At 72.8% G+C, this 12239-nt stretch carries 11 protein-coding genes and 2 pseudogenes; 2 read left to right on the plus strand and 11 right to left on the minus strand.

Annotated features, from left to right (window positions below):
- Both ABD308_RS16675 and ABD308_RS16680 read right to left on the minus strand, forming a co-directional pair.
- A pseudogene (locus ABD308_RS16675) lies at window positions 1–267 on the minus strand (Cmx/CmrA family chloramphenicol efflux MFS transporter); the annotation flags it as partial.
- A 5-nt stretch (window positions 268–272) separates the two neighbouring features.
- A complete protein-coding gene (locus ABD308_RS16680; RefSeq protein WP_344334989.1) occupies window positions 273–812 on the minus strand; it encodes a VOC family protein in 540 nt (179 codons plus the stop codon).
- A gap of 214 nt (window positions 813–1026) precedes the next feature.
- Between ABD308_RS16680 and ABD308_RS16685 the strand changes: the two genes are divergently transcribed.
- A complete protein-coding gene (locus tag ABD308_RS16685; RefSeq protein ID WP_344334994.1) occupies window positions 1027–2232 on the plus strand; it encodes a serine hydrolase domain-containing protein in 1206 nt (401 codons plus the stop codon).
- A gap of 110 nt (window positions 2233–2342) precedes the next feature.
- On the opposite strand, the gene ABD308_RS16690 is transcribed toward ABD308_RS16685, so the two are convergent.
- Complete coding sequence (locus tag ABD308_RS16690; RefSeq protein WP_344334998.1) at window positions 2343–3284, minus strand: aldo/keto reductase; 942 nt, start codon at window positions 3282–3284, stop codon at window positions 2343–2345.
- 59 nt (window positions 3285–3343) lie between these two features.
- On the opposite strand from ABD308_RS16690, the gene ABD308_RS16695 reads away from it, so the two are divergent.
- On the plus strand, window positions 3344–3724 hold the full coding sequence (locus ABD308_RS16695; RefSeq protein WP_344335001.1) for a MerR family transcriptional regulator: 381 nt from the start codon (window positions 3344–3346) through the stop codon (window positions 3722–3724).
- A gap of 23 nt (window positions 3725–3747) precedes the next feature.
- Here ABD308_RS16695 and ABD308_RS16700 read toward each other — a convergent pair whose 3' ends face one another.
- The 8 genes and pseudogenes from ABD308_RS16700 to ABD308_RS16735 all read right to left on the minus strand — a co-directional run.
- A complete protein-coding gene (locus ABD308_RS16700) occupies window positions 3748–4974 on the minus strand; it encodes an acyltransferase family protein (protein ID WP_344335006.1) in 1227 nt (408 codons plus the stop codon).
- The gene (locus tag ABD308_RS16705) at window positions 4971–6620 is read right to left on the minus strand and encodes an FAD-binding oxidoreductase (protein WP_344335008.1); all 1650 of its coding nucleotides are present in this window, start codon (window positions 6618–6620) and stop codon (window positions 4971–4973) included. The genes ABD308_RS16700 and ABD308_RS16705 overlap by 4 nt, the downstream gene beginning before the upstream one ends.
- Window positions 6621–6665: 45 nt before the next feature.
- A complete protein-coding gene (locus tag ABD308_RS16710; protein WP_344335014.1) occupies window positions 6666–7052 on the minus strand; it encodes a cupin domain-containing protein in 387 nt (128 codons plus the stop codon).
- Entirely contained in the window at window positions 7049–7849 is an 801-nt protein-coding gene (locus ABD308_RS16715; RefSeq protein ID WP_344335016.1) for a cupin domain-containing protein, read from the minus strand. The genes ABD308_RS16710 and ABD308_RS16715 overlap by 4 nt, the downstream gene beginning before the upstream one ends.
- Window positions 7842–9038, minus strand: a complete 1197-nt coding sequence (locus tag ABD308_RS16720) for a sedoheptulose 7-phosphate cyclase (protein ID WP_344335019.1) — start codon at window positions 9036–9038, stop codon at window positions 7842–7844. The genes ABD308_RS16715 and ABD308_RS16720 overlap by 8 nt, the downstream gene beginning before the upstream one ends.
- A 51-nt stretch (window positions 9039–9089) precedes the next feature.
- On the minus strand, window positions 9090–10217 hold the full coding sequence (locus ABD308_RS16725; protein WP_344335022.1) for an IS701 family transposase: 1128 nt from the start codon (window positions 10215–10217) through the stop codon (window positions 9090–9092).
- 127 nt (window positions 10218–10344) lie between these two features.
- Window positions 10345–11616, minus strand: coding sequence for an IS701 family transposase (locus ABD308_RS16730; RefSeq protein ID WP_344335025.1), 1272 nt, complete (start codon window positions 11614–11616; stop codon window positions 10345–10347).
- Window positions 11617–11826: 210 nt separating this feature from the next.
- A pseudogene (locus tag ABD308_RS16735) lies at window positions 11827–12239 on the minus strand (hypothetical protein); the annotation flags it as partial.

Raw genomic sequence — 12239 nt, forward strand, 5'->3', positions numbered from 1 at the left:
CAGGGTGCGGCGCGGCAGCCGCAGGGTGAGCGCGGTGAGCGCCGGTCCGCCGAGGGAGATGCCCAGGGCGTAGCCGGTGACGAGCAGTCCGGCCGTGCCGAGCCCGGCTCCCAGGCCGTCCGCGATCGGGCCGAGAATGCCGACCACGACGAATTCCGAGGTGCCGACGACAAAGGCGACGAGGGCGAGCGAGAGGAATGCGAGACGGTTCGTCGATTCGTTGGCGAATCGACTTGAAGGGCTTTTCTCCGGGCGGTTCGGCGGCATTGTCGTCAGCTCTCCGGCCAGTGCTCGGTGGGGAGGTAGAGGCGGGTTTCGGTGGCGTCCTCGTACGGCATTCCCTCGGGCATGTTGATGAGCTCCATACTCATGCCCCAGGGGGTGGTGAAGTAGACCCAGCGGTCGCCCTTGATCGGGCCGTCCTCGATGGTCTCGGGGTCGCCGAGGATGGTGACGCCGGGGACTCTCCGCAGGTAGTCGGCGGCCTTGTCGACGTCGTCCACGTAGATCGCGAAGTGGTGCCCGCCGACGTCGCTGTTGCGGGGCTGCCCGCGGTCCTGGACGGGGGCGGTGTACTCGAAGAGCTCCAGGTTGGCGTTGGGGCCGAGCCGGAGCATCGCGATGTTCGCCGAGGCCCGCGGGTCCACGTTGAGCTTGCGCGCCATCCAGTCGGTCTCCGGGTCCTCGACCGGGCCGAGCCGGTAGGCGAGCTCGGCGCCGATGACGTCGACGAAGAAGTCGACCGCCTGCTGGAGGTCCGGCACGGTGTAGGCGATGTGGTGCACCGCCCGGGCGCCCGGAATCTTGGCCATGGGAATCCTCTTTCGTCCGTTCCCGGGCCGGCGGGGTTTCGCCGGCTGATCCGAGAATGGGCCGCCGCAGGACCGGTTGGCAATTCACGGCGGAGGACTTTGTCAAGGTGCCAAACCGGGGGGCCGGGGATTCACGACTCGCTGGTCCTTGTGTTCTGCTGTCGGCCCGTCGCAGTTTCCCTTCACGGCAAGAATTCGAGCGGAGTTGGTTCAGATGGCGATCACGCTGACGTCCGGGACGCACGTCGCGGGGTACACCGCCCCGGGGTTCGAGCGGGTCCGCGCGGAGTTCGAGCGCAACCTCCTCGAACGGGACGACCTGGGCGCCGCGTTCTCCGTCCACCGAGGCCGGGAGGTCCTGGTGGACCTCTGGGGCGGAACGGCCGACCACCTGACCGGCACCCGCTGGGAGCGGGACACCCTCCAAACGATCTTCTCCGGCAGCAAGGGCGTCACCGTGACCGCGCTGCTGAAGCTGGTCGACCGGGGCGGGATCGAGCTGGACCGTCCGGTCTCCCACTACTGGCCGGAGTTCGCGGCCGAGGGCAAGGGCGCGGTGACCGTCCGGCAGGTGGTCACCTTCACCGGCCGGCTGCCCGGCACCTGGACCCAGGTCACCCAGGACGACGCCAACGACCCGCTGCTGATGGCCGGGTTGATCGCCGCCCAGCCGCTGGAGAGCGACCCGCGCGCCGACGGGATCCTGTACGGCCCGCTGTCGGCCGGCTGGATCGTCGGGGAGCTGGTCCGCCGGGTGGACGGCCGCCCGCTGGACCGGTTCTTCCGTGAGGAGATCGCCGTCCCGCTGGACCTCGACATCCACTACGGCACCGGCCCGGCCGACTGGCCCCGGCTCGCCCGCACCACCTACGGCAGGAACTTCCTGCCCCAGTTCACCGGCTTCTTCCACAGCGAGGACCCGCTGACCCAGCGGATCTGGCAGAACCCCCAGCCGTTCCCGGACGACGAGGGCGTCTGGGGCCGTCCGGAGCGCCGTTCCGCGCTGATCCCGGCGATCAACGTCAGCGGCACCGCCCGGGCCTTCTCGACCTTCTACGGCATCCTCGCCGAGGACTCCCGTCGGCCGCTGGACGACCGCCCGCTGCTGCTCTCCCGCCGCCTGCTGGACGAGGCCCGCGGGGTGTACGCCCGCAAGACCGACCAGCTGATCGACGTGGTGATGGCGTACGGCGGGGGCGGCTACCGGCTGCGGACCGCCGAGCGGCCCGGCCCGGACGGCGAGACCTTCGGCCACGACGGCGGGGGCGGCTCGGCGAACCAGGCCTGGCCCCGGGTCGGCCTCGGCGTCTCGTACGTCATGAACCGGCTGATCGCGCTCGGTCCGGACGACAAGCGGGCCGGCTCACTGCTCAAGGCGCTGGCCGCCGATGTCACGGACCTGGGCCTGATGGAGCGGTGAGGCCGGGGCGGTGGTCCCGGCAGGGGAAAGGGCCCCCACGGGGGAGGGGGCCCTTTCCGGTCGGGGGACCCGGCCCGCCCGGCGGAGCACGCCGCCGGGCGGGGCGCCGGTCACTCGCCCGCCGTGGCCTCGGCCTCGGCGGCCTTGGCGGCCTCGGCGGCGGCGATGCCGTCCAGGCGCGCGTACTGCTCGTCGGTCAGCTCGATGGCCAGCGCGCCCAGGTTCTCCACCAGGTGCTTCCCGGACGTGGTGCCCGGGATCGGCAGGATGTTGGGCGAGCGGTGCAGCAGCCAGGCGAGCGCGGTCTGCGCCGGGGTGGCGCCGACCTCGCGGGCGACCTCCAGGACCGGGCTGTCCTCGCCCGCGTGGCCGCCGATGGCGATCGGGAAGAACGGCATGAACGCGATGCCGCGCTCGGCGGTGAAGTCGACCACCGCGTCGTGCTGGCGGGTGGCCAGGTTGTACCAGTTCTGCACGGTGGCGATCGGGGCGATCTCCAGCGCCTGCTCCAGCTCCTCGACGGTGACCTCGGAGAGGCCGATGTGCCGGACCTTGCCCTCGTCCTGCAGTTGCTTGAGCGCGCCGATCTGGTCGGCCAGCGGCACCTCGGGGTCGATCCGGTGCAGCTGGAGCAGGTCGATCCGCTCGACCCGCAGCCGGCGCAGGCTCAGCTCGGCCTGCTGGCGGATGTAGGCGGGGTGGCCGATCGGGACCCACTCGGACGGGCTCGGGCGGGTCATGCCGACCTTGGTGGCGACGACGACGTCCTGGGCGTACGGGTGCAGGGCTTCGGCGATCAGCTCCTCGCTGCCGCCGAGGGCGTAGGAGTCGGCGGTGTCGATGAGCTGGACGCCGTTCTCGACGGCGGCGCGCAGCACGTCCAGGGCGGCGGCGCGGGGGGTCGGGGCGTGCCAGACGACGGCCTCGGTGGGCTTGATGTCCGGGGTGTCGGCCAGGCGCATGGTGCCGTAGCCGATCCGGCGGACCGTCAGATCGCCGCCGAGGGCGAAGGTCTGACGGTCGATCTGGGCGGTGATCTCGGTGTTCGTCATACCGGTCACGGTACAATCTCCCATTCGTGTGAGATTCAAGGGGATGTGAGGGGTGTCACATGCGGATCGGTGAGCTGGCGACGCGGACCGGGGTCAGCGTCCGTCTCCTTCGGTACTACGAGGAGCAGGGCCTGTTGGAGGCCCGTCGTCCGGAGGGCGGGCACCGCAGGTACGGCGAGGACGCGCCGGCGGTGGTCCGCAACATCCGGGCCCTGCTGGGGGCCGGGCTCTCCACCAGCGCCATCCGGGACGTGCTGCCCTGCGTGGGCGGCGACGGCACGGTGGCCCCCTGCATGCTGGAGGTTCTGGAACAGCGGCTCGACCTGCTCGATCAGCAGTTGCTGTCGCTCGGGGCCAGCCGGGCCGCGTTGGCGGGGATCGTCGCGGCGGCCCGGCGGGAGGCCGAAGTGGTCGAGCTGAACGCGCTGGTGTCGGCCTGAGGAGGCCGGCCCGGCACGTCGGTCTAGCGTGCCGCCCCGGTGCCCGCGACCGGGGCCGGGGCGGCCTCGGAGCGTGCGCCCGCGGCCGGAGCGGCCGCGTCGGTGCGGGACGTGCCCGTGGTCCCGGCCTTGGCGGACCGACCCCATCGACGCATCACCGGCACCTCGACCAGGCGGTACAGCGCCCAGCCGAAGCCGATGCTCAGCGCCAGGGTGATCCCCATGACCCCCAGGGCACCGGGGGTGCTCCAGGTGTTCGCGCCGGCCGATCCGGTCGCCGCGAGGCCGAGCGGTCCGTACTGGATGACCAGGAAGTGGACCATGTAGAAGGCGAAGGAGACCTCGCCGAGCCAGACCATGGTCCGGCCGGCGAACGGCGTCCCCACCCCGGCGGCGTCCTTGGCGGCCACCGCCGCGATCAGCAGCCCGACCGGCAGCGCGGTCGGTGCGGCCATGCCCCAGGCGTCCGGCAGCGTGATCATCAGCGCGTACCCGGCGGCGGTGAGCAGCGCCGCCACCGGCCAGCCGACGGCCACCCAGCGCCCGCTCCGGACGATCCGCGCCAGCAGGATGCCGAGCACGAACTCCGGCAGCCGGGCGGCCGGGAGGAAGTAGACGAACCAGTACCGCCAGAAGGAGAGCGGCTGCCAGGGCGAGTCGGGGCTGCCCGGCAGCAGCTGGGCGATCAGCGGCAGCGCGAACAGCGCCGCCGTCATCACGCCCACCCAGAGCCAGAGCCGCTCCGGCCGGATCCGCCGCACCAGCGGCATGATCACCGGGAAGCTCAGGTAGAACAGCACCTCGCAGGCGAGCGACCAACTCGGGCCGTTGGTACCGCCGATGACCTCCAGGGAGGGGATCCAGCTCTGCACCAGCAGCAGCGAGGGCACCGTCCCCGCGGTGGTCAGCTCGGCGCCGGCCCGGGCCATCAGCAGCAGCCCGACCAGCCAGGTGACGGCGTGGTTGGGGTACAGCTTGAACAGCCGGCGGCGGTAGAAGTCCGAGGGGCGGTCGCCCTCGCGGGCGGACCAGGTGAGCACGAAGCCGCTGAGCACGAAGAAGAATCCGACGCCCAGGAAGCCCGCCCGGCTGAGGTAGTCCGACATGAAGTCGTTCAGCGCGGGGGTGTCGAAGGGCTTGGCCACCGACACGTGGGTCAGGAAGACCAGCAGCGCGGCGATCCACCGCATGCCGGTCAGCGAGGGCAACCGGGAGAGGTTCCGCCCGGAGCCGGCGGTCGGGGCGCTCACCGGACGCTCCCGGGCAGCCGGATCGACTGGCGGTGCCGGAAGAAGTCCTTGGGGTCGTAGGCCTGCTTGACCCGCTGGAGCTTCGGGTAGTTGTCCTTGTAGTAGAGCGTGCTCCACGGGACGTTCGAGGTGTTCTGCTGCGGGTCGCCGAGGTCGCGGTCCGCGTAGTTGACGTAGCACCCGTCGGTGACCCGGTTGGAGACCGGGACGCCGCCGGTGTCGGCGTACACCTCGCGGTAGAACTCCTGCAGCCAGGCCGTGTTGGGGGCGTCGTCGGCCGGCGAGGTCCAGTAGGTCTGGTACAGCAGCTTGAAGATCGCGTCGCGCTGGGGGAGCGCGGTGGCGTCCGAGGCGACGGTGTTGATCCGTCCGCCGAAGGAGACCACGGCCAGGCCGCCCTTCGGGTTGGTGTAGTCGGTGCGGGTCAGGTGCTTCCAGATCGCCGCGATCTGGTTCTCCGGGAAGCCCTTCCTCATGTACGCCGACTTGTGGCCGGCCCGCAGCTGGGGGTTGGTCTGCGAGCCGTCCATGGTGCCGAGGTACTTGACCGCCTTGAGCCACGGCAGCCGGACGACGTCGCCGGTGTGCGGCACGCCGAGCGCGTCGCTCAGCCCCTGGACGAAGTCCTTGGCGCGCTGCTCGGCCTGCGGCACGTCGCCGTTGACCTGGAGCAGCAGCACCAGGCTGCCGGAGACCTTGTGGTTCAGGAACAGCCAGCTGGTCAGGCCGGTGTAGACCGAGTCCGGGCCGCTGTTCTGCTCGAACCAGGTGCCGTAGGCGCGGACCATGTTGCCGAAGCCGCTGCGGGTGATGTTCTCCCAGGACCAGCTCGGGATGGCGATCAGCACCTCGGCCGGCGGCTTGGGCAACTGGTCGGACGGGACGCTGCCGGTGGCCTCCGGCGAGCGGAACCAGTACCGGGTGACCACGCCGAAGTTGCCGCCGCCACCGCCGGTGTGGGCCCACCAGAGGTCGCGGTGCGGGTCGTTCGGCTCGCGGGTGGCGACGATCGCCCGGGCCCGGCCGTCGGCGCCGAGGGTGACCACCTCGATCGCGTACAGGTGGTCGACCACCAGGCCGTGCTTGCGGGACAGGTTGCCGTAGCCGCCGCCGGTGACGTGCCCGCCGACGCCGACCGCGTAGCAGACGCCGCCCGGGATGGTGACGCCCCAGCCCTCGTACAGGGTCTGGTAGACCTTGAGCAGGGTGGCGCCGGCCTCGACCTCGAACGCCCGGCGGCCGGGGTCGTAGGTGACCGCGTCCATGAGGTTCATGTCGACGACGACCTCGACCTCGGAGTTGTAGACGAAGTCCTCGTAGCAGTGCCCGCCGCCGCGGATGGTGAGCCGTTGCCGCTTGTCGGCCGCGTCCTGGACGGCCTGCACCACCTGGGCGGTGGTGCGCGGCAGCCGGACGCCCCTCGGTCGCGCCTCCCAGCGCGGGTTGAAGCCGGATATCAGGTCGACGTAGCGCGGCTGGTCGGGGGTGACGGTGATGAGGTCCCCGTTGCGGACCGTTCTGGACGCCGCGTCGCCGGCGTCCTCCGCGGCCGCCCGGGCGGCCGGGACGAGCAGCCCGCCCGCCGTGGCGGTGCCGATGGTCGCCCCGGCACCGGCCACGAACGTGCGGCGACTGAGATTGCGCATGGAACTCTTCCCACTTCCTGGTTCAGGGGTTCGGATGCCGGGTGATCAGTCGAGCTGGGGGACGCGGGCCGGGAGGGCGGTGCTCAGCGCGCGCGGCAGGACGCGGGTGCTGAGCAGGCGCAGGCCCTCGGGGCCAGCCGTCACGGTGATCGCGGAGTCGTGCCGGGCGAGGACCAGCGAGCCCTCGGTCAGCGGCAGTTCGTCGGGGCCGCGGGTGGCGGTCCCGGTGCCGGAGAGGACGAACAGGGCCTCCTCGACGCCGTCCCGGATGTCGTGGACCAGCCGCTCGCCGGGGGGCAGCCGCCAGAGGTCGACGGTCTCCGTCTCGCTGTGCAGCATGCCCCGGCGGGCCAGGCAGGACCAGGTCCGCCGGTCGGGGCCGGTGGCGGCCGGGTCGCAGTCCACCGGGCGGAGGGCGCGGCTGACGATCATCGCGGGCCCCGCTCGGGCACGGCGAGCTCGGCGTGGAAGAACTCCAGGCCGCCCGCGCCGGCCGTGATCACCGCCTCCGCCCCGAACGGCAGGGTGACCGCCGTCCCGGCCGTCAGCTCCACCGCGGTGTCGCCGGCCGTGGCCGTGCCGGACCCGGTGAGCACGAAGACGGTGTGCTCGCTCGTGTGCGCGCTGAACGCGGCGCCGTCGCCGTCCGCCAGCTCGCGGATCTCCACCAGGCGCAGCGGACCGGTGAAGACGCCGGCCGGGTCGACCGCCTTCTCCTCCCGCAGGTCGTGCAGCCGCATCGTCTCGGTCTTCCTCTCGGTGAGTTCGGCGGTCGGGGCGTCGGGGGCCAGCCCGTGCAGCACCTCGGAGGTGGCCGGGGCCGGCATCTCGATGACCAGCCACTCCAGGTGCCCCTCGGGGGCGCTGCCGTAGCCGGGGTCGGTGACGCCCGCGGGGGCGCCGGTGTTGCGCAGGCCGTGCACGGTGCCGATCCCGGTGAGCAGCAGCGAGCCGGGACGGGCCGGCCGCACCTCGCCGTTCACCAGGAACTCGCCGTGGCCGCGGAGGATGAAGTAGATCTCCTCGGTGCGGGTGTGGCGGTGCTCGCCGCTCAGGCCGCCGGGCGGGATCCGGGCGACCTCGACCGCCTCGACCTCGGCCTCCAGGTGCTGCCGGCTGGCGAGCGCCTTCCAGTAGGTGAGGCCGGGGGCGCCGTGCACGCCGTAGATCTCCGAGGCGTCCCGGGTGTCCGCGACCAGCACGCCGGCGGGGGCGGAGGCGTCAGACACGGCTGAGCTCCCGGGAGTTGAGCACCCGCAGGTCCTCGACCGCGACGGCGAGCTCCTCGCGGGTCACGTCGTTGACGAAGACCGCGTCGCCGATGCCCGCCGGCAGCGGCAGGCGCTGCTGGCCGTCCCGGTGGCGGATCGTGTCCTGGAGCGCGGCGTCGAGCAGGTCGGCGTCCAGCAGCTCGTTCCAGCTGGGCAGTTCGAGCGCGCGCATGACGGCGAGGATCCGGTCGCGCTGCTCCAGGTCGACCAGGCCGCGGCGCCAGGCCAGCAGGGTGGTGAGCGCCATGTCGACGGTGACCGCCTCGCCGTGCAGCAGGGCCGGCAGGGCGCGCATCTCCAGGGTGGGGGAGAAGGTGTGGCCGTAGTCGACGATCCGCTCCAGCTCCGCCTCCCACAGGTTCGGCTGGAGCTCCTCCAGCATGCCGTGGATGGCGCGGCGCAGCACCTCGTCGGCCGGGTCGCCGCCGCGTCCGTCGTCCTGGAACTTCCGCTCGATCAGCGCCGGGCCGTGCTGCTCCAGCAGCTCGAACAGCCGGACGTCCTTGATCAGCGCCATCTTCAGGATCTCGCCCATGCCGTTGGCGATGTGCCGGCGGTCGACGGTGGTCAGGAAGGAGCGGTCGAGCAGGGTGAGCACCGGGGCGAAGTAGGTGCCCAGGCGGTTCTTGTGGCCGTTGAAGTTGACGCCGGTCTTCACCCCGACGCCGGCGTCCACCAGGCCGATCAGCGTGGTGGGCACGCGCACCACCGGGGTGCCGCGGCGGTAGAGGTTGGCGACCAGGCAGACGATGTCCATGAGGACGCCGCCGCCGATCACGATCATCGGCTCGCGCCGGCGGTCGAGGCCGAAGGAGTCCAGCGCGACCACGATGTCGGACGCGGTCTCGAACTCCTTGAGCGTCTCGTCGGCGCGGACCACCTGGAGGAAGTAGTCGACGCCGTGGTGCTCGAAGTAGCGGCGGATCCGCTCGCCGTGCAGGCGGTCGACCTCGGCGTCGATGACCACGAAGCGGCGGTTGCCGCCCGCGGCGTCGGCGGTCTGCTCGATCAGGGCGGTGCTGGCGGGGTCGAAGACGCCCTCGCAGACGCGCACCTCGTACTCGACCGGCTTGACCGCGCGCACCCGCCAGGATTTCGACGACTGGCTGTAGGTGAGGCCGCTCGGGTAATTGTCGAAGACAAGCATGTCCTTATCCCTTGTGAAGGCATGGGTGAATTCACGGTGCGGGCGTGGTTCTCATCGGGTGGGGCGGCGGCCGAGTGCCACCGCGGCATAGGCCGCCGAGGCGAGCGTCATGTGCCGGTGCCAGCCCTCGAAGGAACGCCCTTCGAAATCGCGCAGGCCGACCCGTTCGCCAATGACGGTGCGGTCCTCCTCGACGCCGCCGGCCATGCGGAACAACCGGGGGAATTCGGCGGCCCGGTCCGGTTCGGAATCGGTCAGCCAGAATCCGGAGAACGCGGTGGGGCGCGTCCCGGACTCCGCGTAGAGGAGCAGTTCGGCCGGGGTGCCCGGCAGGGCGACCCGGACCACGTGCGCCTCGACCCCGGGCGGGCCCGAGGTTCCGGCCAGCCGGCGGGCGCCGGCGGAGGCGAACAGCTGGTAGGCGGGCAGGGCCCGGCCGCGGTCACGCGTGGGGGCCGTGACCGGGGTGAGCCGGGTCGTCGGGTCGACCCGGACGGCCACCCGCAGGCCGAGCTCCCGGCCGGTCGCGAACAGCCCGCCGGGTTCGGCCGGGCAGCCGTCCCAGATCAGGGTGGCCGCGGCGGTGGCCGGCAGCCGGTCCGCGAGCGGTCCGAGCAGCGTGGCCTGGCGCTCCAGGGAGTCCCCGGTCGGGCAGGCCGCGGCGGGGTGGCTCGGCCGGTCAGGCGGCGGGACGGCCCGGTGGGGCGGGTCCGTCAGCTGGAGCTGCCAGTCGACCGGCGCGTTGAGCCGGGGGGCCAGGTACCAGAGGCCGACGGCCTGCTGGGCCCCGGCCAGCTGTCCCAGCTCGGGGACGAACCGGCGTCCGACGCCGACCGAGCGGGTGCCGGACTTCGGGATGAACATCGGGCGGACCAGCCAGGCGCGGGGGGTGCACGCCTCGACCAGCCGGGCGGCCAGGGCCTCGCGGACCGGGGCCCAGGCCCAGGGCGAGTTGCGGATGAAGTGGTGCAGCCGCTGGACCGCCCCCGGGTCGCCGAGCGTCCGGGCGATGTTGCTGATGGATTTCCGGCCGGCCGTGCCGAGGAGGCCCCTCAGGTATTCCTCGGCCTTGAGCCGGTAGTCGGCCCGGTCGAACGAGGCGAAGAGCTGCTCTCCCAGAATTCCCGGGAAAGTCTCCAACGCCTCCACCAGGGGCTCCTCGGCGGCTGCCGTGTTCATCGTGCTCACCTCCTTTCCAGTTCCCTCGGGCCTTTCCGGCCAATTTGCCGACATTGAAATCATCGACCCTGGCGGGGATTTCGGTCAATCCGATTCGGACGTCTTCGGCAAGTCGCCCGGGGTATTGTCAGGCGGAATTCAGGAGGCTTTCCCGGATGATTTCCTGGGCGCGTCCGGGCAGGTTGTGGCCGGGCAGGTCGTGGCCCGGGAGGTCGTGGCCCGGGAGGTCACGTCCCGGCAGGTCGCGTCCGGGCAGGCGCCGGCCGATCGCGTACGCGGCCGAGACCAGCGTCATGTGGTGGTGCCAGCCGGTGAACGAGCGGCCGGAGAAGTCCAGCAGGCCGAAGTCCGACCCGAGCCGGTCGACGGTGACCCGGGTGGCCGCGGCGGCGTCCAGCAGCGCGAGCACGCCCGGGGCGTCCTCGACCAGGTTGGTCAGCCAGTACCGCCGGGGTCCCCCGGACCCGCCCCCGTGCGCCCAGAGCCGGTGCGCGGGCGAGCCGTTCGGGCCGGGCGTGCCGAACAGGACGGGTGCGCCGCGCAGTACCTGCCGCGGTGCCCCCGGCGTGCGCGTGCGGCGGCGGGGGAACAGCGACTCGGCCGTCACGGTGCCCTGCTCCGTCCGCCCGTGCCGGCCGGTGGCGGCCTGCACCACCGGCCGGACGGTCTGGCCGCCGCGGACCTCCAGCAGGTACGGGACCTTGCGCCGGGCGAGCGCGCCGGCCAGCCGCAGCGGCTCGTCCACCACGCCGAGGTCGGCGACCAGCGGGGCCACCGGCAGGACGGCGCTGAGCCGGTCGACCATCCCGAGCAGCAGTTCGCCGGCCGCGTACGGCGCGAGGCCGTCGGGGATCCGGGCGCGGCTGCGCCGCTCCGGGTCGTCCGTCCAGCTCGGGTCGAGCAGCAGCGACCAGTCCACCGGGACGGCGTCGCGGTCGGTGGCGACGAACAGGCCCGGCGCGGCCTGGCACTTGATGGTGCGTCCGGCGTCCGGGACGAACCGGCGGTGGACGCCCACCGCCTGGTCGCCGCGCTTGGGGATGACGGCCAGGGTGGCCGTCCAGGCGCGGACCGGCGGGGCCGGTCGGGCCGGCTCGTCCGTGTGGCCGGCCCGGCCGTCCGCGGCGAGGCGGGCCAGCACCCGGCGGGCCGGGCGCCAGTCCCAGGGGCTGCCGTTGATGAACTGCTGGAGCGAGAGCGAGGCGGTGGCCGCGGTCGGCCCGGGAGCCAGGCTCGCGGCCATGTTGGAGAGGGACTTGCGGCCGGGGGCCGCGAGCAGTCCTTGCAGGTAGGTCCGGGCCCAGCGGCGCTGGTCTATCCGGGTCAGGTGGGCGAAGACCTGCTCGGCGAACCGGGAGACCGCGGCTTCGCCGGCCGGTGACAGGGGTTGCGCGTCCATGTGAGCTCCCCGAGATCGTGTGGTGCCGTGAGGTGCCGTCCCCAAAAGAATAGCGAACGATCTCTTTGTTTTTGAGTCCCGTGCCGGCCCCGGACCGGTTTTGGCAAGTCCTGGCGCCTGGTGGCCGGGGAACGCGGCACCGCCCGCCCCGGCGTCAAGCGGCCGGTGCGGGCGGTGGGTTGACTGCTGGTGAGGGGGTGAACCTGCTGGTCAGCGGCATACGCCGGGGGCGGGCGGGCCGGTCGCCGCGCGGCGCCAGAGCCGCCCGAGCCGCTGCCGGGCCTGCGCCCGGACGGCCGGATCGCCACCGTCCAGGGGGACGATTCCGCGCCGCAGCGCCTCGGAGCCGACCACCAGGCAGTGGGCCAGGGTCTCCAGGTCCGCGCTGTCGAGGACGGCTTCGTCCGGATGGCCGGCCGCGGGGGCGGCGGACCGCTCGCGGGCCAGCCGCTCGCGCAGGTCCGGACTCCAGCCCGCGTGCCAGTTGCCGGCCGACTCCGGTTGCTCCCAGGTGAGCCGGGCGGCCGCCCGGACGCTCGGCTCCTCGTCCAGCAGTCGCGTGAGGGTGGCGATCAGCTCGACGACGCCCGGGCCGGTGTGACCGTCCGGGCCGGCGGGCCCGG

Origin of the sequence: Kitasatospora putterlickiae (assembly GCF_039527695.1) — a bacterium.
Lineage (GTDB): Bacteria > Actinomycetota > Actinomycetes > Streptomycetales > Streptomycetaceae > Kitasatospora > Kitasatospora putterlickiae.

Excerpts from the sequence above, each read along its gene's own strand:
- ABD308_RS16690 (WP_344334998.1), bottom strand. The coding sequence starts at position 3,284 with ATGACGAACACCGAGATCACCGCCCAGATCGACCGTCAGACCTTCGCC.
- ABD308_RS16705 (WP_344335008.1), bottom strand. The coding sequence starts at position 6,620 with ATGCGCAATCTCAGTCGCCGCACGTTCGTGGCCGGTGCCGGGGCGACC.
- ABD308_RS16710 (WP_344335014.1), bottom strand. The coding sequence starts at position 7,052 with ATGATCGTCAGCCGCGCCCTCCGCCCGGTGGACTGCGACCCGGCCGCC.
- ABD308_RS16725 (WP_344335022.1), bottom strand. The coding sequence starts at position 10,217 with ATGAACACGGCAGCCGCCGAGGAGCCCCTGGTGGAGGCGTTGGAGACT.
- ABD308_RS16695 (WP_344335001.1), top strand. The coding sequence starts at position 3,344 with ATGCGGATCGGTGAGCTGGCGACGCGGACCGGGGTCAGCGTCCGTCTC.
- ABD308_RS16680 (WP_344334989.1), bottom strand. The coding sequence starts at position 812 with ATGGCCAAGATTCCGGGCGCCCGGGCGGTGCACCACATCGCCTACACC.
- ABD308_RS16730 (WP_344335025.1), bottom strand. The coding sequence starts at position 11,616 with ATGGACGCGCAACCCCTGTCACCGGCCGGCGAAGCCGCGGTCTCCCGG.
- ABD308_RS16685 (WP_344334994.1), top strand. The coding sequence starts at position 1,027 with ATGGCGATCACGCTGACGTCCGGGACGCACGTCGCGGGGTACACCGCC.
- ABD308_RS16720 (WP_344335019.1), bottom strand. The coding sequence starts at position 9,038 with ATGCTTGTCTTCGACAATTACCCGAGCGGCCTCACCTACAGCCAGTCG.